Below are 25,028 nucleotides of genomic sequence, written 5' to 3'. Positions count from 1 at the left end.
TCACCTCAGAATGGTAGGATCGCGTCCAGCACCTGCTGGCCGTATCGCGGTTGTTGCACATCGGTGATCTGACCACGGCCACCATAGGAGATCCGCGCCGAGGCGATCTTGTCATAGGTGATCTGGTTCTGGCGGCTGATATCCTGCGGGCGCACATAGCCCGAGACCAGAAGCTCACGCAGTTCGAAGTTCACCCGGACCTCCTGTTTGCCGCTGATGGCAAGCACCCCATTGGGCAGAACATCAACCACCGTTGCGGCGACGCGCATTTCCAGTTTTTCGTTCCGTTTGACCGATCCGTTGCCTTTGGAGCTGCTGGCGCCGCTCAGATCAACGGCGTTTGCCATCGAGGCCCCTTCGGGGAGTTTGCCGTCGATGCGCTGTGGCAGGCCGAACAGCTGGGGGACACCCATGCTTTCGGCGCTGGAACGCGACCGGCTGGTGCCGTTGGAAATCTCGGCCTCTTCATCAAATTCAATGACAACAGTGAGGATATCACCTCTGTTCACCGCGCGACGATCCCCCAGAAGCGAGTTTTGCGAGCCGCTCCACAGCGAGGCGCCGTCTACGGCGCGCTGATTCTGAACCTCAGTCGGCAGACCCTGCCACAGCATGGCAACATGTTCCGGCGACTCGGTCGATTCCGACAGGGTCGGCGGCTTGCCGAGATGATCCATACGGGCGCAGGCCCCCAGTAAGACCAGGCCGGTCAGCGCAAGTTTGGTGGCAATCGATTTCTTGTTCATTATTTTACCTCTACTGACCCATCTGCGTTTACACGCCCGGTCACGGTGCTCCGTGAAGCCAAGTTCATAACCTTGATCCATTCGCCCTCAGATCCGCGTCCCAGGGCGCGTCCCTCTGCCATGATGGTTAGCCCGTTGCGGCGAAAGGCGAGTGTAACAAGGTCGTTTCGGTCGATGATGGCGGGTGGGCCGATATCGCCGGGACGCATGGGGCGACCGGGATACAGCGGCACACGGGCTTCCATTCCCACCACTTCGTTTGCATCGGACAAGGCGCCTGCCACATTGACCTGTTTGAAGGTCAGATCGGTGGCGAGGATGATCTCCTTGGCACGAATGGTCCGCAGAGGCACCAGAATTTCGGCCCAGGCGGTCTGGGCTGTCAGTGCGATGAGAAGGGCGAGAATGTGTTTCATTAGCGGATCTGTGTGGTGGCAGACATCATCTGATCGACGGCAGAGATGACTTTGGAGTTCATTTCATAGCCACGCTGGGCTTCGATCAACTCGGTGACTTCGCGCACCGAATCAACAGAGCTGCCCTCGAGATAGCCCTGGCGGAATGTGCCAAGTCCATCTTCGCCTGCGGTCGACACATTGGGCGCGCCAGAGGCTTCGGTCTCGGTGAAGAGATTGCCGCCAATCGCCTCCAGACCCTTGGGGTTGGTAAAGCTGGCAAGGTTGAACTGGCCCAGCAGCTGACCCTCCGCGGTCTCTTCAAAATAGGCATAGATCTCACCGGAGGCATTGATCGAGATGCTGAGCGCGTCGTCAGGGACGGTCACATCCGGCGCCACAGCAAGACCATCGGAGGTGACGATCAGACCCTCAGCCGAGCGCTTGAGCGCACCATCGCGGGTATAGCCGCTTTGCCCCGAGGGCAGGGTGACTTCGAGGTAGCCTTTGCCTTCAATGGCGACATCCAGATCGCTGCCTGTCTGCTCCAGAGGGCCCTGTTGCAGATGTACGGAAATGGCCGAAGGACGGACACCCAGACCCACCTGAACACCGGTTGGCAGGATGGTGCCATCAGAGGCATTCACCGTACCGGCGCGGGTAACCTGCTGGTAGTGCAGATCAGCAAATTCGGCACGGCGTGGATTGTAGGCGGTGGTATTCATATTGGCGAGGTTGTTCGCGATGGTTTCAACACGCAGCTGCTGCGCACTCATACCAGTTGCGGCGATTTTAAGGGCACGCATCGGTGATCTCCTATGTCTTAATCAGTTTTTCAATGGCGTTGCGGATGCGCTTGTCTTCTGTTTCCAGAAAGCTCTGGCCCATTTCATAGGCGCGCTGGATTTCGATCATGCGGGTCACCTGGGTGATCGCATTGACGTTGGATCCTTCCAGAAACCCCTGCACCATCTTGGCGGTCTCAGCTTCGACGACTTCCCCCTCGGCGCGGAACATCACCCCGTCTTCACGCATCAGGGTGGTTTCTTCGTCGGGCTGGAACAACCCGATTTGGCCCACGGTGTTGCCATCGGCAGTGATGGTGCCATCTGCACCGACATGGATGGATTCAGCAGTGCCCGGAATAAAAACCGGCGCGCGGCCCGCATCCAGAACCCTGTGGCCATCCATGGTCACCAGATCGCCCTCGGCATTGGGAGAGAAGGCGCCAGAGCGGGTCAGACGTTCCCCCAGAGGGGTTTCGATCATAAAGTAGGCGTCGCCTTCGATGGCAAAATCAAAGGAGCCCCCGGTCTGGGTCAGCTGCCCCTGTTCCATCGAGGTGTTGAAAATATTTGCCCGTGCCATCGACAGCGATTGCTGACCCGGAGCGGATTGAACAAATTCAGAAAAAATCAGCCCCTCGGAGCGGTAGCCGGTGGTGGCAGAGTTGGCGATGTTATTCGCCACCACACGCATTTCGCGCATCAAACCGGTTTGCCGGGAGAGGGTTGCGTAGCCTGCGGTTTCCATCACGAAACTCCTGCGATTAGCGGAATAATATGGCCGTTGAAAAAGGCCACCAGTGTTTGGGTCATGAATCCCATCGACATCCAGAACACGACGACAATGGCCGCCAGTTTGGGCACAAAGGTCAGGGTCATTTCCTGTACGGATGTCAGGGCCTGGAACAGGCCAATGGCTAGGCCGACGATCAAAGCCACCGCCAGGATCGGCGATGACATGGTCACCCCAGCCCAGAGAGCCTGTCGCAGCGTGTCGTAGAATTGGCCTTCGCTCATCATTGGCTTAGACCGGCATCCGCAGGATTTCTTGATAGGCTTCGACAACCTTGTTGCGCACGGTCACTGCGGTCTCAACCGCCAGCTCTGTCTGTGCCAGAGCCTGAACCAGCGCATGGGGATCGCTGTCGCCTGTCATCGACTGTACGGCAGTCTGCTCACCCACCTGCATGGTATTGGCAAAGCTGGCAAAGCTGGAGCGCAGCTGATCGGTGGCGCTGGCACCGTGAAAGTCCGGGTCCACCTTTGTGGCGGGACGGGCGGCGGCATAGCCACCAGCGGCGGAAGTGATAGAGCGAATATCCATTCTGGATCTCCTCGGGGGTTAGGTTATTTTCTCAGCAGGTCCATCAGCGAGGATGACATTCCGCGGGTTTGTTCAAACATTTTCAGGTTGGCGTCATAGCTGCGCTGCGCCTCACGGGCGTCGGCAATCTCGATCATCAGATCGACGTTCGAGCCCTGGTAATGGCCGCTGTCATCCGCCAGCGGATGCGAGGGGTCATAGACGTTCTCCAGGTCGCTGCGATCCAGTACGACGCGGCCGGTCCTGACCTGCTCGACATCATTTTCCAGATCGCGTGCGGCCTCAAAAGGTACGCTCTTGCGGCGGTAGCCTGGGGTATCGGCGTTGGAAATGTTTTCGGAAACGTGCCGCAGACGGGTGGCCTGTGCCTTCAGGCCGCTGGCGGTCACACTCAGGGAACTGGAAAATTCACTCATTGCTCATGCCTCCTTAGCGCCCAAGACTGGTGCGCAGAATATTCATTGATGTTTTATAGATGGCGAGCGCCCGGTCATGCTGGCGCTTGACCTCAACCCCGTTGAGGATCTCGGTTTCGATCGAGACGGAGTTGTCATTGGGATCAGTGCCGTCAGCTGAAGTGGTTACTGCCCAATCCATGTTGGACCCATGAATGCCGTTCAGATGCGACCCGCGAGAGGCCACCATATCACCAGGGCGTGCCCCGGCGGCATAGACCTCTTTAAAAGGTTTGATATCCTTGGCGTGATAGCCAGGGGTATCGGCGTTTGCGATGTTTTCAGAGACCAAAGCCTGACGCTTGCCGGCGTGGCTGGCCATCGAATATGCGATTTTAAAAACGTTCAGTTCGGTGAACACCGGGGCTTCTCCCTCGATCAATTTCAATCAAGGCTTAACCCTGATTCCTTTAGAAATTGTTTCAGGAACTAGTTGGAGGCCTCAGGCCATGATTCCAGAGCTGAAAGCTTTGACTGAACAAATCGCCAGTAAGAAACTGGCAACTTCTACCGGACGCGTCAGCGGTATTTCCGGCGGAGAGATCGAAATATCCGGCCTGGAACGCGAAGCCAGAATCGGCGATCGCCTGATACTCGTTCGAGGACCGAACGATGAATTGCACGGCGAAGTTCTGAAGATTAGTGATAATAAAATCAGCATGTTACCTGATCGCGCACCAGATCGTGTGGCGATAAATGACCGGGTGAAACTTATGCCTGCGCCAGATTTTGCGCCTGGGGACAACTGGATCGGACGGGTCATTGATCCCTTTGGCGAGCCCCTGGACGGGCGCCCTTTGCTGCGCGGAGAAAAGGCCCGTGACTTGATGGCGCCACCTCCCAAAGCGGCCGGACGGCGCCATATGGGCGCCCGTCTGGACACCGGGCTGTCGGTGTTCAATACGATTCTCCCCATCGTTCAGGGCCAGCGTATTGGTCTTTTTGCGGGTTCCGGTGTTGGTAAATCGACATTGCTCGCAAAAATGGCGCAATTTATGCAGGCCGATGTGGTGGTCATGGCGCTGATTGGCGAACGTGGGCGCGAAGTAAATCACTTTGTCGAAGATGTTTTGGGGCCGGAAGGCATGAAACGGGCCGTTGTTGTTGCCGCCACTTCGGACCAATCGGCGCTGGTGCGTCGTCGCAGCGCCTGGGCGGCGATGACCATTGCGGAACATTTCCGCGATCAGGGCAAAAATGTGCTGTTCATGGCCGACTCGGTAACGCGTTTTGCCGAAGCCCATCGTGAAATCTCTGCGGCCTCTGGCGAGGCACCCTCGTTGCGTGGTTTCCCCCCCTCTGTGACACCCCTGATTACCGGGCTTTGTGAGCGTGCCGGCCCTGGCTCTGAGGGGCAGGGGGATATCACCGCGGTGTTCAGCGTCCTGGTGGCGGGCTCTGACATGGATGAGCCCATCGCAGACATTCTGCGTGGTGTTCTGGACGGGCATATCGTGTTGAACCGGGAGATCGCTGAGCGGGGCCGGTTCCCGGCGGTTGATGTTTCGCGCTCGGTCTCGCGGAGCCTGCCAGCGGCAGCAACTGCGGAAGAGAATGCGGCCATTCTGGAGGTGCGTAAGTTCCTGGGCTCTTATGAGCAGTCAGAAGTGATGATCCGCGCCGGTCTGTATTCCGAAGGCAATGATGCGGTGTTGGATCAGGCGGTGAAGATCTGGCCAGAGCTGGATGCATTCTTTGGCAAGGAAGACCCACAGGGTGTGAGCAACAGCTTCAGCCGCTTGCAACTGATGCTACGCCGCGCCGGAAAAGGGCGCTAAAGGGCGGTACTGCTCATCCCAGGTTTGCGACTCATTGCAAAGGTCAGTCGGTGAAAATGACAAAGGCGCCCGCCGGGATATCCGGCAGGCGCCTTTTGTTTCGGGGACGCTGCGCTAGGATTGCAGCAGCATCAAGGCCGTTGCACCAGCGGAATTTGATGCGTTGAATTCTGCGATCTCAGAGCGCGCCAGATAAACATTAACCAGACGCTCCATATTTTCCGGCTCCGCAAAGACCGAAATGTCGTCAGTGCCAAACATCGCTTTTGCTCGGTCTTTGAAATTGACCAGCTGAGTGTCCAAATCCGCCTGTCCCATGCTGGTGGGCAAGCCAAGCGCTATCTCAAACATCTCGCGAATGGCGGGCTGCCCCATCACGTTGAACCATTTTGTGTCGGTACTGGTACCATCTTCAGCCAAGACTTGTATCTCGCGCTGAGAATACATGGCGACGCGCATGGAATTGTCTTGCTCACCGACAGCGGTCTCGAAGGACTGCACTTTGTAGGTCTCCGACAGGTTCTTCATCGCAGCGGCATCGCCGGTTTTCACTGTTTCACCTGGGCCAAAGCCAAAGGTTTCAGTAAAGCTCACCCAACGGTCGTCACCCAGCTTGCCTGCAAGGGCATCATCAGCGGTGGAGCCCTCTTGCAAAACTTTTTTTACCAAGCCTTTAAAGTCTACTTGGTCCTCGAGGCCAAAGGCCCCGAGTGCAACAGATAGCAGGCGACGATCGTTGACCAGATCATCAACCGTTTTAACATTGCCGATGTTTTCTTCAAAATACTCAGTGTCGCGTTGCAACACTGGGCTTTTGGAGAAGGAGTCTAACTGTTTATCGTAGGTAGACTGCAGAAAGTTCCAACCGCCGATACCTGAGATGGGTATGATGGGTTGGAAGCTCATGACGGACGCACAGCTAACAGACGATCTTCACGTGGCATCAGGGCGCGCAACGATTTGAGGCAGCGGTAGTAGTTGTCCTGAAGAAAGGCATCCGTGGCCTCGGCCAATGATGCGCGGCTGTCCGGATCAGTGAAAACCTGGCTCAGTTCTTCAATCCGGCGCAGCATCGGAAGGCGTTCTTCCTCTGGATCGGTGTCGCCGGTCAAAATCAGTTGCATTGCATAGCACACACGGCGCACCGGGGTGTTTGCTTCTTCGGGATGGATTGCGTCGCGAAGACGCAGAATATTTGCGTCAGGAGTCACAATGGACAGTCTGCTACGGCGGTCACCGTTTTCAATGACAGCGCCATTGACCAGGACACGCTCTTTGGGCGCAAGTTTTAGGACCAGTCCGCTCATAATTAAGTTGCTCCGCTGCGAAGGCCACGCATGATGGCCGTGTTGATTTCCACCAGCGGTCCCACATGGGCTTTGCGCTGCAGTACTTTGCTGGTGTGTTGACGCGTGAAGGTAGCCAAATCGCTCAGATCGGTTTTCAGATCTTGCGGCAGTGGATTATCGACCGAGGCCAAGTCCGTGGCAAATATTCTCCACAGCTTGTTGTTGTCATTCAGGGCCTGTGCCAGTTCTGAAAATCCACCTTTTCCGCGCCTTGCGGCAACAATCATCTTGCGGGTCACATGCGCGATGGTCTCGTATTCCATATCTTTGGTTGTTCGGATCGGGGATTTCACCGCTGAATAAGCGCTTCGCGCTTTGCTTAAGGCATTCACGTATTTTCCTAACGTACTATTCCATCAGATTCTCTGAAACGATAAGGTCTCCGGGGCGCTAAAAGCGCCCCGGATCAGGCTGTTAACGGAACAGCTGCTGCAGTGTCGATGGGTTCTGGTTGGCAATGGTCAGCGACTGGACAGCCAGCTGCTGCTGCGTCTGCAGCGCCTTCAGGCGGGCAGATGCTTCTTCCATGTTGGTATCGGTCATGGCCGATACACCAGTTTTCATCGAGTCGGTCAGCTTGCTCACAAACTCTTTCTGATCCGTCAGACGGTTGTCCGCAGCACCGAATGTCGCCGCATGGCCAATAGCGCTGGCCAGTGCTGTTTCGATTTCGGTCATGACGGTGTCAGCGTTGGCATCAGTCAGGGTTGCAGTCATCGCACCAATGATATCGGTGTTGGAATCAACTGCAGTAACGGTGATCGGTGCGGAAGAATCCAGGCCACCCAAAACATCGAGCTGCGTGGTTGTGCCCGATTCGAGCAGGTTTGCACCGTTGAACGACGCCGAGTCGATGATCGACTGGATGGTGTCACGCTTGTTCGCCAGGTCTGCTTCGATCTGTGCATGGTCGACGTTCTGAGATACACCCGAAACCACAAGATCACGCATGTCCTTCAGTGTCTCAACGATCTGCTCCATACCGGCGGAAGCAACACCAACGGTCGCGGCACCAAAATCGAGGCTGTCCTGAACCGACTCATAAGCGGAGATGTCCGATTCCATGTTCTTGGAAATCGCCCAAACCGCAGAGTTGTCTTTGGCGCCATTCACTCGTTTACCAGTGGAGATCTGGGTCTGAGACTCGTCCAGGCTGCTGTTCACTGCAGACAGAGTCTGGAGAGCAACCATTGCGCCACTGTTTGTCAGAATGCTGGTCATAGTATTTTCCTTTAGCGATCGAGACACTTTGGTCTCTAATTTTTCCCTGCCCCGAAGGGCGTTTAGCGTCTTTCTGACAGTGCGTTGGCCTATCGGCTTTCGCGCCACCTCAGTGATGAGATGCAAGGAGACATTGCGGTGAAAGTTGCTAAGGGAGTGCTAATGTTGAAATCTACAATCTGTAGAATTTTACTAAACCCTGGCGCGACTTGGGTGGCGTGGCTTAGCTCCGCTTCTCCAGACGTTGGCCCATGGTTGTGCCGTAGCGTGCCTTGCGTCCTGCGCGGTCGTAGACATCCAGGCCCTTTTTCACCCGGCGCAGCTCTGCCATGCGCGTGGCGACGCCACGGATGCCTTCCATGGCGCTGTTGAGAAGTTCCTGATTGCGCGACACCTTGGTCTGAACCTGGGACAGGGCCGCGCGTTCAAGAGAGTCAATTGTATTGAGCTGCGCAATGAGTGGCTCTTTGCGGGCAAGCAGTGCTTCAATTTTGTCCAGTTCACCGCGCACCAATGCGCTGCGTTCCTGATCCAGAATCTCATCCAGCTCATCAATGAGGCTTTGGGGGTTCTGGTGGTTCAATTGTGTTTTCTGATCAGTCATTAGAGGAATCCTTCATTGCGTGATAAAGCGATTCGGCGAGGCCAATGCCGCCGGCTTCGGTAATTTGTTCGGCCTGGGCCCGGACAAGAAAGCTGCTGAACTGGTCTTCACCCTCGCCACCGCCACCTAGACCTTCGCGGCTTTTTCCAAGCCCCGCAGATTTCAACATTTCCGTTAGAAAAGAAGCTTCTAGCTGTTTTGCAGCATCGCGAATTGCATCATCCTGCGTGGCTGCCTGAAGCTTGGGCGGCGCTGTCGCCGCCTGATGAACTGTTGTTAGATTGGGCATCCTGCACCTTTCTCCAGTTTTAATTCAGATTTGTTTGATTTTTCAGAGAATGCCTCAGGAGCAGTTAAAATTACCGTAACCGCTTTGCTCTAGAGCTGGGGGCGTCGAGATAGAATGTCTGGAATCCTAATGCTTACAAATGTACTCTTTGGTCAGATGCGCACAGGCGCTGCGGACCCAGCTAGCGCCAAGGCAACAGAAAGCCGCCAAGCGAATCGAAGCTTCTCTGAGCACATACAAGATCGTGCCAAAAGAGATCAGGCGAAGTCTGTCTCTGAAAAAGAGCGGTCGAACCAGCCTGACAAAGCGGCTGAGCGGCAGGAAACCAAGGAAAACCCCAAAGAGACTGATCAAAGCCGTTCCAGGGCTGCTAAATCCTCTGTTGTCAGAACTGCAGAGGATGGCGCAAAAGCAGTGCCTTCCAAAGAGGGGGCCACGACGGCTGAAACCGGTGCTGAATTTGGCGCGACGCAGGGCGAGATGAGTGCCCAGATCGAAGAGCCAACAGATGCCGGTGAGACAGATGCTTCGCAGAATGCTTCGAGCGCTGACGCTGCCCCATCTGCCGAAACAGAGGGCGCAGTACAGACAACAGAGGTTCCGCCTGTAGCAGCGCGTCAGGATGCTGATCTTAAGCCGGAGACGGCAAAGGGTGCTGGTAACTCTCAGACCTCAGACGCGACGGGTAAGACTGGACGCAGTGGCGGGCCTCAGGCAGTCGCCGGGGACGCCGCGGAGGAGAAATCCGCAGCACCTTTGACCCTTGCAGAAGCAGCCCCGGATTCTATGACCGCGGGTGGTGACGGGGATATTGCGCCCGACCCGCGCGGGTCTGTTCAACCCACGGCGGTTACGCAGGCCGCGGCAGGTGCAGCCGGTACAATTCCCGCCAAGACAGAAGCCTCAGCAACAACACAGACACCAGCAACCTCCCAGAATGCGGGTGAGGTGAAAGCCCTAGATCAGGTACAAGTTGACGCACTGGAGCAGGATAGACCGCAGGTGGCACCAACGACTGCACCACAACAGCAGGATCGTGGTTCGCGCCCGGGTGATACACGTATTGCCGCCACCAATGCTTTCCCGATGTCACAGGCATCCAAGGCAGATGACGCCACCCTGACAGCCTCTGCGCCGACGGAGGAGGTAGCGGCAGATACCGCTGCAGATGGCCCCGAGTCAGCGGCAACCACCAAAACAGCGAGTTCTGCAGCCGAGGTCATGGCGGCAATTGCAGGTCAATCCCGCAGCACGACAAGTTCTGAGCCGGGTCGCCGGGCAGAGGGCCGGGCGCGCGAATCAAGTGAAACCCAGGCCGTGGTGTCCGGCAATGCAACACCTACGGCCGCCAACAAATCGGCAGCCGCCGCCGCGCAGATCAGCGCCGTTCAACAGGCCTTTGCGGCCCAGGTTCTTGCCGGGGATGCCTCGGGTGCCGCTGGCCAGGGTGCAGAGGCACAACTGTTCAACTCCGAGCTCCCATCAGATCTGCCGGGCCTGTCACAGCTTCTGACTGAAGCGGTCGTGCAGCCGGGAACGGTGCATCGCCCCGAAACGCCGCGTTTGGTTGCGGTGCAATTGGCCGAAGCCATTGTCGCCAAGGGAGATCGCAACGTTGATGTGGCTTTGAACCCAGAGGAATTGGGCCGGGTCAAGATGCGGGTCTCCACCAGCGAGACGGGAATCACCGTGGTTATCCAAACCGAACGGTCGGAAACTGGCGATTTGATGCGTCGCCATATCCATGAGCTGGCGGACGAGTTCCGCAAGATGGGTTTCACAAACGTTTCTTTTGAATTCAGCGGTGGCGGCGCCTCGGGCGGCAATACCAGTAGCGAAGGCGACAGCCAGTCCGGCAGCGGCACATCCGGTGCCGATGGCCTGGATGATCTGACCTCGGCTGAGCTGGCAGAAACACAGGTACAACATCTCCGGCTTGGAAATGCCGGCGTGGACATGAGGGTCTAACCAATGACAACCGAAGTATCTTCCACCACTCCAACAGCGGCAACCACCAGACAGAGTTCTGCTACCGGCAGTGGCACCAAACTGACATCTGATTTTGATACCTTTATCAAGCTTCTGACGGCGCAGGCGAAATACCAGGATCCAACTGAACCGATGGACAATACCGAATATGCCTCGCAGCTGGCAGAATTCTCGATGGTCGAACAGCAGGTTCTGACCAATGACAACCTTGGCTCGGCACTGGAACAGCTGGGCCTGGGCAACATGGCAGCCCTGACTGGCTGGGTGGGCATGGAGGTGCGCGCAGCCACAGCGGCGAAATTTGACGGCACCACCCCAATCAATGTGTCCCCCAACCCTGCAGCTGCAGCAGATGAGGTCACTCTGGTGGTCCGAAATGCAGATGGAGATGAGGTCAATCGGATTTCGCTTCCAGTCAGTGCGGAGCCCTATAATTGGGACGGAACCAATTTCAGCGGTGATACTGTTCCGGCAGGCGACTATACTTTCCTCGTCGAAAGTTCGGTGGATGATGAAGTTGTCCTGACAGAAATGGCGGAGGTCTATACCACCGTGCAGGAAACCCAATTGGCAGGCACTGATGTGGTTTTGATCAACGAGACCGGCTTTGCGATTCTGGCGACTTCTGTGACCGCGTTGCGCGACCCGAGCGCGGAACAAGCGGACCAGGTGGACCAAGAAGAGGCTTGATCCAAAGGCCGCCGCAGGGTCTAGAGATGTTGCTCTCCATCATCGGAGCAGCATCGACCGGAGAATGAGGCCCTGCAAGACCTGGATCCAGATTTTGATCAGCGGTTTTTTCAATCGCTTAAGGCGCAGGGGCTGATGGCCGCTGCGCCCTTGCCGTTGCAAGGAGGGCGCTCCAACCGGGTCTGGCGCAGTGACGACAGGGTGGTAAAGCTCTACCTGGGGCAGGGGGACAACCCCTTGTTTGCCAATGACCCGGCGCGGGAAGCGGCAGCGCTGGCGGCGCTGTCCGGTACGGGAATGGTACCCCCGCTGCAAGGCGCGGGCCAGTTTGAGGGCCACAACTGGCTGATCTACGATCATATCACCGGCGCGCCCTGGCAGCAGGACAGTGGCCATGTGGCCCAACTGTTGGGGCGGTTGCACGACCAACCTGAATTCAGGGGCCTGCCGAGGGGCGTCAACGGCAGTGCCGCCCTCGAGACGCAGGGGAAGGCGATTCTCGACCAATGCACCGCAGAACCTGATTTGGCCGCGCAGATAGGCGAGATGCGTCCGATCGGTCAGGTGCCCCCTTTGCCGCAGCTGTCACTGATTCACGGGGATCCGGTGCCGGGAAATCTCTTGGCGCATGATGGCACCCTGACCCTGATCGACTGGCAATGCCCGCAGATGGGGGACCCAAGCGAGGATCTGGCGCTGTTTCTTTCGCCAGCCATGCAGTTTCTTTATCGGGGCGCCGTGTTGTCACAGCCCGAGGAGGAGGCATTTTTATCCGCCTATCCCGATCCGCGCGTGGTTGGGCGCTACCTGGCCCTAAAGCCCTGGTTCCATTGGCGTATGGTGGCCTATTGCCTGTGGCGCTGTGCGCGGGGCAATCCGCAGGACCGACAGGCCTTTGATCTGGAGCTGGCAGCCATGGGTCAGTCCATCAGCCCCAACAGGGCATAGGCCGGCGGCATGACGATGCGCCTTGCGCGGCCAAAGGGAAAGCGGGACATGCCCTGCATGACCTCAGAATAGGGCAGATCGGGGGAGCGACCCTGGACCAGATCCGCCAACACCCGCCCGGCATAGCTGCCCATGGCGACGCCATTGCCGTGATAACACAGCCCGGCAAACAGCCCGGGATTATTGGGAATCGCCCCAACAAAGGGCACAAGATTGCGCGACAAGCAGACCATACCAGACCAGGTATGGGTGCTTTCGACCTCGCGCCAGGCCGGGAAGAGCTGTTCAAAATCACTCCGCAGTTTGCGGCGGATACCGGCTTCTACACGGGGGGAGGCAAACAGCCCGCCCCGCATGCCAAACAGGAAGCGCCGGTCGGGCATCAGGCGAAAGTAATGCAGCATATTGCGGCTGTCATAGGCCATTTGATCGCTGAACCAGCCCTGGGCCTGTAGCTCTGCGTCGCTCAGCGGGCGGGTCACCATGGCGCTGGATTGGGTTGGCATATAGCGCGCGGCCAGCCATTCGGGCAGGTCATCAGAGGAGTAGCCATTGGTGGCAATCACCACCTTGGCGCTGCGCACCTTGCCCTTGGGGGTGGTGACGATCTGTTGCCCGCCCGCCTTGGCAATTTTAAGCGCTGGGCTGTGTTGGAACAGTTTGGCCCCTGCGGATGCCGCCGCACCTGCGAGGCCAAACAGATATTTGCGTGGGTTCAGACCAAAGCCGACGGGAGTGGTCATTGCACCAAAAAACGACCCGTTCATCCCGACAGAGGCAAGTTCCGCCTTGCTGTGAAACGCCACTTCCTCACCTGCAGCACTGATATGGTCAACTTGCTGCTTCATCTGCTTCAAAGCCCGCGGGCTATGGGCCAGAACGGTCTCCCCGCGTGAATGAGTGTCTGCCTCGATTTGGTGCTTTTGCAACAACTCCGCCACCAGGTGCACGGCGGCCTCTTCGCCTTCCGCATAGGTCCGGGTGGCCTCTTCGCCGTATTTGCGCAGCATCGCCTTGGTCGAGAGCTTGGAGCCCCCCAGGCAGCAGAAACCGCCATTGCGCCCGGAAGCGCCCCAGCCGGGGGTTTCTGCTTCCAGAACGGCAACGCTGGCGCCACTTTCGGCCAGATGCAGCGCCGCAGACAGCCCGGTAAAGCCACCGCCGATGATCGCCACATCAACCTGCATCTCGCCACGTTGTTCGGGCCAGATTGGCGCCTCTATGGTCTCGTCCCACCAGCAATTGTCGCGGGGGCCGGGACCATAGGCGTAGTCGGAAAAGATCCTCCGCATCAGCTGCGCTCTGCCGCTTTTTCTTCGCGCTGTTGCCGCACGACTTGGCGTTTGTTGACCAGGGAGGCACTGATGACGCCGATGGTGACAACAGCGATCATCAAGGTCGAGAGCGCATTGATTTCAGGCGAAACCCCCAGTCGCACCGCCGAGTAGATCTTGATCGGCAATGTTGTGGCGGCAGGGCCCGAGGTAAACGAGGCAATGACCAGATCATCCAGCGATAGGGTAAAGGCCAACAGCCAGCCCGAAATCACTGCAGGTGCAATGATTGGCAGGGTAACCAGCCGGAAGGCTTCAGAGGCGGAGCATCCCAGATCCAGCGCGGCCTCTTCCAGGGATTTGTCAAAGGTGACCAGCCGCGAGGACACCACCACCGAGACATAGCACATGGAAAAGGTGGTATGGGCCAGAACGATGGTCAGCACGCCACGATCCAGACCAATGCCGATGAACAGCAACAGCAGCGACAGGCCGGTGATGACTTCGGGCATCACCAGAGGCGCGTAGATCATGCCGGAGAACAGAGTGCGCCCCATAAAACGCCCCCCGCGCACCAGCACATAGGCGGCCATTGTGCCCAGAACCGTGGCAATCGTCGATGACATCACCGCCACTTTGATCGTCACCCAAGCGGCATTGAGGAAGGCCTCGTTCTGGATCAGCTCGCCATACCATTTGGTCGAGAATCCAGCCCAGACGGTGACCAGTTTGCTTTCATTGAAACTGTAGATCACCAGGATCAGCATCGGCACATAGAGGAAGGCAAAGCCAAGCGTCAGCGAGACGGTATTGAACCAACTCATCCGTTTCATTGTTCGGCCTCCTCTTGTTTTTGCTGATTGCGCTGGAACAGCACGATGGGAATGATCAGGAGCAGCAAGAGCACCACAGCCACAGCCGAGGCCACGGGCCAATCCTGGTTGGAGAAGAACTCTTCCCACAGGACCTTGCCAATCATCAGCGTGTCGGACCCACCCAGAAGGGACGGGATAACAAATTCACCCAGTACCGGGATGAAGACCAGGAAGCAGCCAGCAATGATGCCGGTTTTGGACAGGGGGATCGTCACCAGCCAAAAGGCCGTCAGGCGGGAGCAGCCCAGATCTTCGGCGGCCTCGATGAGGGATTCATCCAGCCGTTCAAGCGCCGCGTAGATTGGCAGGATCATGAAGGGCAGATAGGTATAGACGATGCCGATATAGACGGCCGTGTTGGTGTTCAGAATGGTCAGCGGCTCTGAAATCACCCCGGTCCAGATTAGGAACTGGTTCAGGAAACCCTCTTTCGACAGAATCCCCATCCAGGCGTAAACCCGGATCAGAAAGCTGGTCCAGAAGGGCAGAATCACCAGCATCATCAGGCTGGCCCGCCATTCCTGCGGTGCGCGGGCCATGGCATAGGCCATGGGGTAGCCGACCAGCAGGGTCAGAAAGGTCGAGATCACGGCAATCTTCAGCGAGCTGAGATAGGCCTTCCAGTAAAGGTCGTCCTCGGTGAGCCAGACGAAGTTTTCAAAATCCAGCTTTGCCAGCAGGGCGCCGATGCCGCTGTCGGGGTCAAACTGCGGGATGTAGGGCGGGATCGAAATCGCATAGTCGGAGAGCGAGATCTTCAGCACGATGACAAAGGGCACCAGAAACAGCACCAAAAGCCATATATAGGGAACGGCGATCAGGGAAAAGCGGCGCATTATGTCGCCAAGAGAACGCCTGCCGTGGCGGTCCAGGACAGCCAGACAGTGTCTTCCCAAGTGAAAGCACGACGTGAGATGCGGCGGGTATTGGCGCTTTGCGCCTTGATCACCGCGCCAGAGGGCAATTCGACATGGTAGGTCGACAGATTGCCGAGATAGGCGATATCGAGGATCTTACCTTCAACCGCATTATCAACCCCGGTGGGTTTTTCAGCATTGATGGTGACCTTTTCCGGGCGGATCGCCAGGTGGCAGCTCTGACCGTCGGAAAAGCTAGTTGGGGACTTTACGTTCAGCGGCGCTTGTCCGTCTTTCCAGGCGACAGAATAGCTGTCTTCGCCATTTGGTGTAGCGGTGCCGTCGATGATATTCACTTCGCCGATAAAGTCAGCGACGTAGACGGAATTGGGCGTTTCATAGATCCGATCCGGGGTGGCGACCTGAATGATCTTGCCATGGTCCATCACCGCAACGCGGCTGGCGACGGTCATCGCCTCTTCCTGATCATGGGTCACGATAACAAAGGTGGTGCCGGTTTTTTCCTGAATATCCATCAGTTCAAACTGGGTTTCCTGCCGCAGCTTTTTGTCCAGCGCCCCCAGGGGCTCATCCAGCAACAAGAGTTTGGGGTGTTTCGCCAGCGAGCGCGCCAAGGCCACCCTCTGCCGCTGTCCGCCCGAGATCTGATGCGGTTTGCGGCTGGCAAACTTCTCCAGCCGGGTCAGGCGCAGCATTTCGTCAACGCGGTCGTCAATGTCAGCTTTGGGCATCTTTTCGCGTTTCAAACCAAAGGCGATGTTCTCCCAGATGCTGAGATGCGGAAACAGCGCATAGGACTGGAACATCATATTGGTGGCGCGTTTGTTCGGGGGCACCGGCGCCATATCCTGACCGGCGAGGAAAATTGCCCCTTCGGTGGGGGTCTCAAATCCGGCAAGCATGCGCATCATGGTGGTCTTGCCACAGCCCGAGGGGCCCAAAAGCGCAAAGAACTCTTTTTCGTAAATGCCGATGGTCAGATCGTCGATCGCCGTGAAGTCGCCAAATCGTTTGGTGACGTTCTGAAACTGGATCAAGGGCTTGGCCTCGGGATCGTTCCAGGGTTCGAATTCAGGAATGGTCAAGCAGCTTCCCCCGCAGGTTCCAAAGGCGCAGGGCCGAAAAGGCGCGCCTGGGCTCTGGAAATTTGTGCATATAAGCAAAGGGCAGGGCGCTCATGCGCCCCGCCGGTTCAGGATCCTGAGTATCAGGTGCCTGATTTGATCTTGGTCCACATGCGGGTGGCGCGGCGCTGAACCTTGGGTGGATAGGCCTCTTTGATATAGAGGTTTTCCACAGTTGCAGCGTCAGGATAGATGGCCGGATCACCGATCACATCTTCTTCCAGGAACTCCTGGCTCGCCTTGTTGCCATTGGCGTAATAGACGTAGTTCGACGCCGCGGCCATGTTGTTGGCATCCATGATGAAGTTTAGGAACTTATGTGCACCCTCGGGGTTTGGTGCATCCACAGGAATGGTCATCTGGTCAAACCACATCAGCGCGCCTTCCTTGGGCGCATTGTATTCGATGGTGACGCCATTATCGGCTTCTGCTGCACGGTCGCGCGCCTGCAGGATGTCGCCGGACCAGCCAAAGGCGACGCAGATATCGCCATTTGCCAGCGCGTTGATGTATTCAGAGCTGTGGAATTTTTTGATGTAGGGGCGCACGGCAGCAAGAACGGGTTCGGCCTTGGCGATCACATCGGGGTCCATGCTGTTGGGGTCTTCGCCGATGTATTTCAGCGCCGCCGGGATCATCTCATCCGGGGCATCCAGGAAGTAGACGCCACATTCGGCGAGCTTTTCCATGTTGGCGGGATTGAAGACCAGGTCCAGAGAGTTGATAGGGGCATCTGCGCCCAGGGCTTCTTGAACCTTGGCCACATTGGAGCCCAGACCAGTGGTGCCCCACATGTAGTTGATGGAATAATCATTGCCGGGATCATAGAGACCAGTGCGGGCCTCAATGGCGTCCCACATGTTTGCCAGATTGGGCAGCGCATCCTTGTTCAGCTTCTGGAAAGCGCCAGCCTGAATCTGGCGCGCCATGAAGGAACCGGTTGGCACAACGACGTCGTAGCCCGAGCCACCCGCCAGCATTTTGGTCTGCAGGACTTCGTTGCTGTCAAAAACGTCATAGATCAGTTTGATACCGGTTTCTGCTTCGAATTTTTCCAGCAGCGATTCATCAATGTAGTCGGACCAGTTGTAGACGCGTACTTCTTCAGCCATGGCGACAGAGCCGAGCAAGGCGACGATGGCGGTCGTTGTCATCATTTTGAGTGTCATGAAAATCTCCCTGTGGGTACCGGTGTTGGCCCGGCTGAGCTGGATTTGATCAAGTTTTTGTTCATTCGGCAATACTGTTTATGTTTCCACTGGGCAGAACTTCGTGCAAGCTGCCCAAAATTTAGGAGGATAATTGCAAGTGTCGGTGACCAATTCAGCAGCTCAGACAGGCCAGGCCACGCCCGAAGACGGGCCCAAATTACCTGCTCATGAGACCGTCTATCAACAGATGCGTGCGCAGATATTGTTTGGGGAACTGGCACCGGGGCAGGCAGTGACCATTCAAGGACTGACCGAGTCCTTAGGGGCGGGTATGACCCCTGTGCGCGAGGCCATTCGCAGGTTGATTTCGGACGGGGCTTTGATGTTTCAAGGCAACCGGCGAGTCTCTGTGCCTGTGCTCAGCTCTGACGACATAGATGAGCTAAGTTTTGTAAGAAAAACAATAGAGTCTGAGCTGGCACGCCGGGCGTCACTGCGCATGAATGCGGTGCAGATTGCTCGGTTGGAGGCGATTGATATTGCCTTGGATCGGGCCATATCTGCCGGGGATGTCGCGGGCTATCTGGTGCAGAACTACAGCTTCCATTCCGAGCTCTATGCCTGTGCGAATGCGCCCATCATGGCGGATCTTGCGGACCGGCTTTGGCTGCGCTTTGGCCCATCCCTGCGGGTGGTCTGTGGTCGCTTTGGCACCCAGAGCTTTCCGGACCGGCACAAGGACATCATCGAGGCCATGCGTCGCGGGGAGCCAGAAAAAGTCGCGCTGGCGATGCAAAAAGACGTCGAGCAGGGCATGGAGCAGGTGAGTCAGGGGCTAGGTGCCGCCAACTGATTCGATTGACAAGGTGAAATTTGATCATATTCTGGGCGCAATCTCTCATTGATGGAGTCTGCCTGATGAACGCGATCACCAATCACATGCCCACAGCCGAATTGCAGGCTTTGGATGCTGCCCACCACATGCACCCTTTTACTGCCAACGGAGAGTTGGCTGAAAAAGGCACCCGTGTCATAACCCGTGCCACGGGCGTGACCCTGACTGATAGCGAGGGCAACGAGATCCTCGATGCCATGGCGGGTCTGTGGTGCGTCAATATCGGCTATGGCCGTGACGAGCTGGCTGATGTGGCTGCGCGCCAGATGCGCGAATTGCCCTATTACAACACCTTCTTCCAAACCACCCATGTGCCGGCCATTGCTCTGGCCGCAAAAATTGCCGAACTGGCGCCGGGTGATCTGAACCATGTGTTCTTTGCGGGCTCCGGCTCTGAGGCCAATGACACCAATATCCGCATGGTGCGGCACTATTGGGCGCTCAAGGGCAAGCCGACCAAATCCATCATCATCAGCCGCAAGAATGCCTACCATGGTTCCTCTGTGGGCAGTGGTTCGCTGGGTGGCATGAGTGCGATGCACGAGCAGGGTGGTCTGCCGATCCCCGATATTCACCATATCAACCAGCCGCATTGGTGGGCCGAGGGTGGCGACACCCCAGAGGATGATTTTGGTCTGGCCCGCGCCCAAGAGCTGGAAGAGGCGATTCTGGAGCTGGGCGAGGACCGGGTTGCTGCCTTTATTGCGGAACCTGTCCAGGGCGCCGGGGGTGTTATCGTGCCGCCTGCCACCTATTGGCCCGAAATTCAGCGGATCTGCGACAAGTATGAGATCCTGCTGATCGCGGATGAAGTCATCTGTGGCTTTGGCCGCACCGGCAACTGGTTTGGCTCGCAAACCATGGGGATCCGCCCGGATATCATGACCATCGCCAAGGGCCTGTCCTCAGGCTACGCGCCGATTGGTGGTTCGATTGTCAGCGATGAGGTGGCGGCTGTTATTGGCTCGGATGAGTTCAACCACGGCTATACCTATTCCGGCCATCCCGTGGCCTCAGCTGTGGCGCTGGAGAACCTGCGCATCCTCGAGGAAGAGAATGTCGTTGGTCATGTTCAGGATGTGGCAGGCCCCTATCTGAAAGAGAAATGGGAATCACTGGCGGATCACCCGCTGGTGGGTGAGGCAAAGATCGTCGGCATGATGGGCTCGATCGCCATGACCCCCGATAAGGCGGCGCGGGCTGCCTTTGCTGATGCGGGAACGGTAGGGTTTATCTGCCGCGAGCGTTGCTTTGCCAACAATCTGATCATGCGTCACGTCGGTGATCGGATGATTATCTCGCCGCCCCTGGTGATCACCCCCGAAGAAATTGATGTGCTGATTGCCCGCGCCCGGACCTCTTTGGATGAGTGCTACGCGATCTTGCTGGAAAAAGATCTGCTTCACAGCGCGTAATGTGAAGGCGCAGGTAGCTGCAGCACAAAAAACGGGTTGAACTTCTCCTGACCTTGCACCCCCTGGGTGTGAGGTCCTTTTTGTTCTGTTTGGCTATCGTTTTGCTGATCAAGCACGATGACCCTAGGTCAGCAGAAACCGCACAAACTTGTCGCAAAGGTGATGTCTGTGGTCGCTACCAGTCTAAACAGTCTATCCCTGTTCCCTAAGCTAGTTTAATATGTCTAATCAGATGATGCGGTTGCATCCCCTGCCAAGGGTATGCTTACATCGGAATAGAAGCGCAGAACCAATCTGCCGATTATATAAAACGGGGAGCCTGCTTTGGCTGATGCGTCTAACAATGACGCGTTCGTAGAGTTCGAACGCGTACAAAAGAGCTACGATGGTGAAAACCTTGTCGTAAAAGATTTGAACCTCATTATGCCCAGAGGTGAGTTCCTCACCATGTTGGGCCCCTCGGGTTCCGGTAAAACCACCTGCTTGATGATGTTGGCTGGATTTGAGACAGCAACCCACGGCGATATTCGCCTTGGTGGCACCTCGATCAACAATATCCCACCGCATAAACGCGGCATCGGCATGGTGTTTCAGAACTATGCCCTGTTCCCGCATATGACCATTGCCGAAAACCTCGCTTTCCCGCTGGAAGTCCGCAAGATGGGCAAGTCCGAGCGTGAAGCCAAGGTGAAGCGCGCCTTGGATATGGTGGAGATGGGGGCCTTTGGTGGTCGTCGCCCGTCGCAGCTTTCCGGTGGTCAGCAACAGCGAATCGCCCTGGCCCGTGCTCTGGTTTTTGAACCCGAACTGGTTCTGATGGATGAGCCGCTGGGGGCGCTGGACAAGCAGCTGCGGGAAAAGATGCAGTTTGAAATCACCCACCTGGCGCACCGTCTGGGCATCACCGTGGTCTATGTGACCCATGACCAGACCGAAGCCCTGACCATGTCGGACCGGGTTGCGGTGTTTGAAGATGGCCGTATTCAGCAGCTGGCGCCGCCAGACAAGCTGTATGAAGAGCCACAGAACAGCTTTGTTGCGCAGTTCATCGGTGAGAACAACACGCTGGAAGGCACTGTGAAAGAGATCAACAATGGTGTCGCCCTGGTCCAGTTGGACGATGGTGAGTTGATCGACTGTAAGCCAGTCAACGTCAGCAAGCCCGGTGAGCGCACCCGCGTTTCGATCCGTCCTGAACGTGTTGAATACAACAAGGATCGTCTCAGCGAAGGCGCGCATACGCTCAAGGCTGAAGTACTTGAATTCATTTACATGGGCGATATTTTCCGCACCCGTTTGCGGGTGGCCGGCAATGATGAGTTTATCATCAAGACCCGGAACGCCCCCGATCAGGTACGCCTGCAGCCAGGCCAGCAGATCGAAATTGGTTGGCTGCCCGAAGATTGCCGCGCTCTGGACGCTTAAACTCAGTCGCGCAAACCCCCGGCGCTCATGACCGGGGGGCAAGAAACTTACGAATTTCAACAAGGAGAGATCTCTCATGAAGATGACAAAACTGTCAGCATTGGCAATGACCACGGCGCTGGTTGCGCCCGCGGCCTTCGCCGAGGACATGGCCAACGAAATGACCCTGGTTTCCTGGGGCGGTTCCTACCAGTCCAGCCAGGACAAAGCCTATGTTCAGCCCTATGTTGCCAACAACCCCGGCGTCAAAGCCGTTTGGGACGAAAGCTCTGCTGAAGCGGTTGCCAAGCTGCGCGCCATGAACGAAGCCGGCAATGTGACCTGGGATCTGGTCGACGTTGTTGCTTCTGATGCGATGCGCCTGTGCGACGAAGGCCTGGCCGAAGAAATCAACCACGACGAAGATCTGGCCGCTGCCCCCGATGGCACCCTGGCTTCCGAAGACTTCGGCGACCTGCTGGTTTCCGACTGCTTCATCCCACAGATCGTTTACTCGACCACATTTGGCTACCGCACCGACCTGGTTGGCGCTGAAGCACCTACCACTGTTTGCGACATCTTTGACCTGGCGAAATTCCCAGGCAAGCGTTCGCTGCAGAAGCGCCCAATCGACAACATGGAATGGGCTCTGTACTGCGACGGCGTTGCAAAGGACGACATCTATGACGTTCTGGGCACCGACGAAGGTGTGACACAGGCGCTGAACAAGCTCGACACCATCAAAGACAGCGTTGTCTGGTGGTCTGCTGGTGCAGAAACACCCCAGCTGCTGGCCGATGGCGAAGTTGTGATGGGTTCGACCTTCAACGGTCGTCTGTTCTCGGCCATTGCCGAGCAGAACCAGCCAATTGGTATGCTCTGGGACATGCAGTCCTTTGACCTGGACGGTTGGATCATTCCTGCCGGTCTGCCTGCGGACCGTAAAGCCCGCGCAATGGACTTCCTGAAGTTCGCAACCGACACTCAGCGTCTGGCTGATCAGGCTGCCTACATCTCCTACGGTCCTGCACGTGCCTCCTCGGCTCCGCTGGTTGGTAAGCACGCTGAACTGGGTATCGAAATGGCGCCACACATGCCAACCGACCCTGCCAACGCTGGCAACGTTCACACCTACGACTATGAGTGGTGGGCAGACAACCGCGACGATCTGGACGCAAAATTCCAGGCCTGGTTGGTTAAGTAATCTAACCTCGTTGTGACAACGGGAAAGGGCCCGGATCCAAATTCTGGGCCCTTTCTCCACCAAAAAAAACGACCCGACGGGGACCCCCACCATGAGTGACACCACCCAAAACGGCCCAGTGCTGGCCGCTGATGGCACGCCGCTAAAGCGTAGCCTCGCGAAGGCACTGCGGATGCAAAAGCTCCGGGCATTGATGCTCATCGCACCACTGCTCTTGTTTATTCTTGTGACTTTTATCCTGCCTGTGGGCGACATGCTGTTCCGGTCGGTAGACAACCGCATCGTTCAGGAGGTGCTGCCTAACACGGTTCGCGCCCTTGAAACCTGGGATCCGGCATCATCGGAGATCCCTGATGAAGCTGTCTTTGCAGCTCTGGCGGTGGATCTCAAAGCTGCGGCTGAGATCAAGGTTCACACCAAAGTGGCCAAGCGCCTGAACTATGAGAACCCGGGCCTGTCCTCGGTGTTCCGTAAATCAGGGCGCAAGGTCAGAAAATGGGACGTTGAAAACGAAGGCCCCTACAAGGAACGCCTGATCGAGCTTAACGATGGCTGGGCCGATATCGAGCTCTGGCGTACCATCAAGACCTATTCGGGCACCCGCACCATGGGGTACTTCCTCAACGCGGTGGACATGAAGCTGGGTGCGACTGGCGCCGAAGTGCGCCCCGAGACCGAGCGTATCTACAACACCATGTTGATCCGGACCATGCGGATGTCGCTGATCATCACCTTCAGCTGCATCATGCTGGGCTACCCGGTTGCCTGGTTGCTGGCCAATATCACCACACGTTCCGCCAATATGCTGATGATCCTGGTGCTCTTGCCCTTCTGGACCTCGCTGCTGGTGCGGACCTCCTCCTGGAAAATTCTGCTGCAACAACAAGGCGTCATCAATGACGTGCTGGTCTGGATAGGTCTGGTCGGCGATGACAACCGGCTTGTGCTCATCAACAATGAGCTGGGTACCATCATCGCGATGACCCATATCCTGCTGCCCTTTATGATCCTGCCGATGTATTCGGTGATGCAGACGATCCAGCCTACCTATCTGCGGGCGGCCAAATCGCTGGGCGCAACCAATTGGACAGCTTTCTGGCGGGTGTATTTCCCGCAGTCTGTTCCAGGTATTGGCGCGGGGTCGATCCTCGTTTTCATCCTGGCGGTTGGCTACTACATCACACCTGCCCTGGTGGGCGGTACCAAGGGGACCTTCATCTCCAACCTGATTGCCTATCATATCTCGACATCGGGAAACTGGGGTCTGGGAGCGGCACTGGGTGCAATCCTCCTCGCAGTGGTGCTGGTGCTCTACTGGGTCTATGACAAAATTGTCGGCATCGACAACGTGAAGCTGGGGTAACCGACAATGAGTGCACTTCCTCCATATGCGACCACCGGCCAGCGGGCCTGGTACTACTCTTTCCGAGTGATCTGCGGGTTGATCTTCTTCTTCCTGATTGCTCCGATCGTGGTGATCATTCCGCTGAGCTTTAACTCTCAGGATTTCTTCACCTTCACACCGGAAATGCTGCGGCTGGATCCGGAAGGGTTTTCGCTGAAACACTATCGTGACTTCTTCAGCAATGACTCCTGGCAAAGCGCCATGTGGAACTCGCTGAAGATTGCCCCCATGGCAACGATTGTCTCTGTGACCTTCGGTACCCTGGCGGCGATTGGCCTCAGCCAGCCCCACGTGCCCTTCCGTCGTGCGATTATGGCGATCCTGATCTCGCCTATGATCGTGCCGCTGATCATCTCGGCTGCGGGTATGTATTTCTTCTACAGCCGTATCGGCCTGCAGGGGACATATATCGGTGTGGTTCTGGCCCATGCGGCCCTGGGTATTCCCTTTGTGATCATCACTGTAACGGCGACGCTGGTGGGCTTTGACCGCTCGCTGACCCGTGCGGCGGCGAACATGGGGGCGGATCCGGTGACAACCTTCTTCCGTATCCAGATGCCGCTGATCCTGCCCGGCGTGATCTCCGGTGGTCTGTTTGCCTTTATCACCTCTTTTGATGAGGTTGTGGTGGTTCTCTTTGTGGGCTCTGCCGGTCAGAAAACCCTGCCCTGGCAGATGTTCATCGGATTGCGTGAGCAGATCTCCCCCACCATTCTGGCGGTGGCGACGATCCTGGTGGCGATTTCGATCATGTTGCTGGCAACGGTGGAAATGCTGCGGCGTCGTTCAGAGCGCCTGCGTGGCATGAGCCCAAGCTGATCACAGCAATC

General features: G+C 57.1%; 28 protein-coding genes and 1 pseudogene. 10 read left to right on the top strand and 19 right to left on the bottom strand.

What is annotated here, in order from left to right; genetic code table 11:
- Positions 1-5: 5 nt before the first annotated feature.
- The 8 genes from flgH to ED661_RS13190 are packed head-to-tail and all read right to left on the bottom strand — an operon-like array spanning position 6 to position 4,066.
- Positions 6-746, bottom strand: a complete 741-nt coding sequence (flgH, locus tag ED661_RS13225; RefSeq protein WP_122074390.1) for a flagellar basal body L-ring protein FlgH — start codon at positions 744-746, stop codon at positions 6-8.
- Complete coding sequence (gene flgA, locus ED661_RS13220; protein WP_122074389.1) at positions 746-1,162, bottom strand: flagellar basal body P-ring formation chaperone FlgA; 417 nt, start codon at positions 1,160-1,162, stop codon at positions 746-748. Before flgA ends, flgH begins: the two co-directional genes overlap by 1 nt.
- Positions 1,162-1,947, bottom strand: a complete 786-nt coding sequence (gene flgG / locus ED661_RS13215; RefSeq protein WP_122074388.1) for a flagellar basal-body rod protein FlgG — start codon at positions 1,945-1,947, stop codon at positions 1,162-1,164. Before flgG ends, flgA begins: the two co-directional genes overlap by 1 nt.
- Before the next feature lie 10 nt (positions 1,948-1,957).
- Complete coding sequence (locus ED661_RS13210; protein ID WP_122074387.1) at positions 1,958-2,674, bottom strand: flagellar hook-basal body complex protein; 717 nt, start codon at positions 2,672-2,674, stop codon at positions 1,958-1,960.
- Positions 2,674-2,946, bottom strand: coding sequence for a flagellar biosynthetic protein FliQ (locus ED661_RS13205; protein ID WP_122074386.1), 273 nt, complete (start codon positions 2,944-2,946; stop codon positions 2,674-2,676). The genes ED661_RS13210 and ED661_RS13205 overlap by 1 nt, the downstream gene beginning before the upstream one ends.
- 4 nt (positions 2,947-2,950) lie before the next feature.
- Positions 2,951-3,250 (bottom strand): flagellar hook-basal body complex protein FliE, encoded by a 300-nt coding sequence (fliE, locus tag ED661_RS13200; RefSeq protein WP_122074385.1) that lies wholly within the window; start codon positions 3,248-3,250, stop codon positions 2,951-2,953.
- 23 nt (positions 3,251-3,273) lie between these two features.
- Positions 3,274-3,666, bottom strand: coding sequence for a flagellar basal body rod protein FlgC (gene flgC, locus ED661_RS13195; RefSeq protein WP_122074384.1), 393 nt, complete (start codon positions 3,664-3,666; stop codon positions 3,274-3,276).
- Positions 3,667-3,679: 13 nt separating this feature from the next.
- A complete protein-coding gene (locus ED661_RS13190; protein ID WP_122074655.1) occupies positions 3,680-4,066 on the bottom strand; it encodes a FlgB family protein in 387 nt (128 codons plus the stop codon).
- 88 nt (positions 4,067-4,154) lie between these two features.
- Between ED661_RS13190 and ED661_RS13185 the strand changes: the two genes are divergently transcribed.
- Entirely contained in the window at positions 4,155-5,483 is a 1,329-nt protein-coding gene (locus ED661_RS13185; RefSeq protein ID WP_122074383.1) for a FliI/YscN family ATPase, read from the top strand.
- Positions 5,484-5,597: 114 nt separating this feature from the next.
- On the opposite strand, the gene ED661_RS13180 is transcribed toward ED661_RS13185, so the two are convergent.
- The 6 genes from ED661_RS13180 to ED661_RS13155 form a co-directional block, all read right to left on the bottom strand.
- Complete coding sequence (locus ED661_RS13180; RefSeq protein ID WP_122074382.1) at positions 5,598-6,389, bottom strand: DUF1217 domain-containing protein; 792 nt, start codon at positions 6,387-6,389, stop codon at positions 5,598-5,600.
- Complete coding sequence (flbT, locus tag ED661_RS13175) at positions 6,386-6,790, bottom strand: flagellar biosynthesis repressor FlbT (protein ID WP_122074381.1); 405 nt, start codon at positions 6,788-6,790, stop codon at positions 6,386-6,388. Before flbT ends, ED661_RS13180 begins: the two co-directional genes overlap by 4 nt.
- A gap of 2 nt (positions 6,791-6,792) precedes the next feature.
- Positions 6,793-7,164, bottom strand: coding sequence for a flagellar biosynthesis regulator FlaF (flaF, locus tag ED661_RS13170; RefSeq protein WP_122074380.1), 372 nt, complete (start codon positions 7,162-7,164; stop codon positions 6,793-6,795).
- Between the two features lie 82 nt (positions 7,165-7,246).
- A complete protein-coding gene (locus ED661_RS13165; RefSeq protein ID WP_122074379.1) occupies positions 7,247-8,053 on the bottom strand; it encodes a flagellin in 807 nt (268 codons plus the stop codon).
- A 223-nt stretch (positions 8,054-8,276) separates the two neighbouring features.
- Positions 8,277-8,657: a flagellar export chaperone FlgN gene (locus ED661_RS13160; RefSeq protein ID WP_174214183.1), complete on the bottom strand. Its 381-nt coding sequence runs from the start codon at positions 8,655-8,657 to the stop codon at positions 8,277-8,279.
- On the bottom strand, positions 8,650-8,946 hold the full coding sequence (locus ED661_RS13155; RefSeq protein ID WP_122074378.1) for a rod-binding protein: 297 nt from the start codon (positions 8,944-8,946) through the stop codon (positions 8,650-8,652). The genes ED661_RS13160 and ED661_RS13155 overlap by 8 nt, the downstream gene beginning before the upstream one ends.
- Positions 8,947-9,360: 414 nt before the next feature.
- On the opposite strand from ED661_RS13155, the gene ED661_RS13150 reads away from it, so the two are divergent.
- The 3 genes from ED661_RS13150 to ED661_RS13140 all read left to right on the top strand — a co-directional run bounded on the left by ED661_RS13150 (position 9,361) and on the right by ED661_RS13140 (position 12,573).
- Positions 9,361-10,914 carry a flagellar hook-length control protein FliK gene (locus ED661_RS13150; protein ID WP_162930132.1) on the top strand — a complete coding sequence of 518 codons (1,554 nt, stop codon included), beginning with the start codon at positions 9,361-9,363 and terminating at the stop codon, positions 10,912-10,914.
- Between the two features lie 3 nt (positions 10,915-10,917).
- On the top strand, positions 10,918-11,625 hold the full coding sequence (locus ED661_RS13145; RefSeq protein ID WP_122074376.1) for a flagellar hook capping FlgD N-terminal domain-containing protein: 708 nt from the start codon (positions 10,918-10,920) through the stop codon (positions 11,623-11,625).
- A gap of 135 nt (positions 11,626-11,760) precedes the next feature.
- Positions 11,761-12,573: a phosphotransferase gene (locus ED661_RS13140; RefSeq protein ID WP_122074375.1), complete on the top strand. Its 813-nt coding sequence runs from the start codon at positions 11,761-11,763 to the stop codon at positions 12,571-12,573.
- Here ED661_RS13140 and ED661_RS13135 read toward each other — a convergent pair.
- The 5 genes from ED661_RS13135 to ED661_RS13115 form a co-directional block, all read right to left on the bottom strand.
- A complete protein-coding gene (locus ED661_RS13135) occupies positions 12,546-13,865 on the bottom strand; it encodes an FAD-binding oxidoreductase (RefSeq protein ID WP_174214182.1) in 1,320 nt (439 codons plus the stop codon). The genes ED661_RS13140 and ED661_RS13135 overlap by 28 nt on opposite strands.
- The gene (locus ED661_RS13130) at positions 13,865-14,680 is read right to left on the bottom strand and encodes an ABC transporter permease (protein WP_122074373.1); all 816 of its coding nucleotides are present in this window, start codon (positions 14,678-14,680) and stop codon (positions 13,865-13,867) included. The genes ED661_RS13135 and ED661_RS13130 overlap by 1 nt, the downstream gene beginning before the upstream one ends.
- The gene (locus ED661_RS13125; protein ID WP_122074372.1) at positions 14,677-15,558 is read right to left on the bottom strand and encodes an ABC transporter permease subunit; all 882 of its coding nucleotides are present in this window, start codon (positions 15,556-15,558) and stop codon (positions 14,677-14,679) included. Before ED661_RS13125 ends, ED661_RS13130 begins: the two co-directional genes overlap by 4 nt.
- On the bottom strand, positions 15,558-16,685 hold the full coding sequence (locus tag ED661_RS13120) for an ABC transporter ATP-binding protein (protein WP_122074371.1): 1,128 nt from the start codon (positions 16,683-16,685) through the stop codon (positions 15,558-15,560). The genes ED661_RS13125 and ED661_RS13120 overlap by 1 nt, the downstream gene beginning before the upstream one ends.
- A gap of 122 nt (positions 16,686-16,807) precedes the next feature.
- Complete coding sequence (locus tag ED661_RS13115) at positions 16,808-17,893, bottom strand: polyamine ABC transporter substrate-binding protein (protein WP_122074653.1); 1,086 nt, start codon at positions 17,891-17,893, stop codon at positions 16,808-16,810.
- 145 nt (positions 17,894-18,038) lie between these two features.
- Between ED661_RS13115 and ED661_RS13110 the strand changes: the two genes are divergently transcribed.
- The 6 genes and pseudogenes from ED661_RS13110 to ED661_RS22250 all read left to right on the top strand — a co-directional run.
- Positions 18,039-18,728 carry a GntR family transcriptional regulator gene (locus ED661_RS13110; protein ID WP_122074652.1) on the top strand — a complete coding sequence of 230 codons (690 nt, stop codon included), beginning with the start codon at positions 18,039-18,041 and terminating at the stop codon, positions 18,726-18,728.
- 65 nt (positions 18,729-18,793) lie between these two features.
- Entirely contained in the window at positions 18,794-20,185 is a 1,392-nt protein-coding gene (locus ED661_RS13105; RefSeq protein ID WP_122074651.1) for an aspartate aminotransferase family protein, read from the top strand.
- 324 nt (positions 20,186-20,509) lie between these two features.
- Positions 20,510-21,610, top strand: a complete 1,101-nt coding sequence (locus ED661_RS13100; protein WP_122074370.1) for an ABC transporter ATP-binding protein — start codon at positions 20,510-20,512, stop codon at positions 21,608-21,610.
- A gap of 76 nt (positions 21,611-21,686) precedes the next feature.
- On the top strand, positions 21,687-22,793 hold the full coding sequence (locus tag ED661_RS13095) for an extracellular solute-binding protein (RefSeq protein ID WP_122074369.1): 1,107 nt from the start codon (positions 21,687-21,689) through the stop codon (positions 22,791-22,793).
- A gap of 91 nt (positions 22,794-22,884) precedes the next feature.
- On the top strand, positions 22,885-24,156 hold the full coding sequence (locus ED661_RS22255) for an ABC transporter permease (protein ID WP_254054838.1): 1,272 nt from the start codon (positions 22,885-22,887) through the stop codon (positions 24,154-24,156).
- A 15-nt stretch (positions 24,157-24,171) separates the two neighbouring features.
- Positions 24,172-25,017: pseudogene (locus ED661_RS22250) on the top strand (ABC transporter permease); the annotation flags it as partial.
- Positions 25,018-25,028: the final 11 nt, after the last annotated feature.

The sequence above is a fragment of the Pseudophaeobacter sp. EL27 genome, from assembly GCF_900313025.1.
GTDB lineage: Bacteria > Pseudomonadota > Alphaproteobacteria > Rhodobacterales > Rhodobacteraceae > Pseudophaeobacter.
The sequence above is the reverse complement of the archived record's forward strand: the minus strand, read 5'-3'. Positions and strand labels throughout refer to the sequence as shown.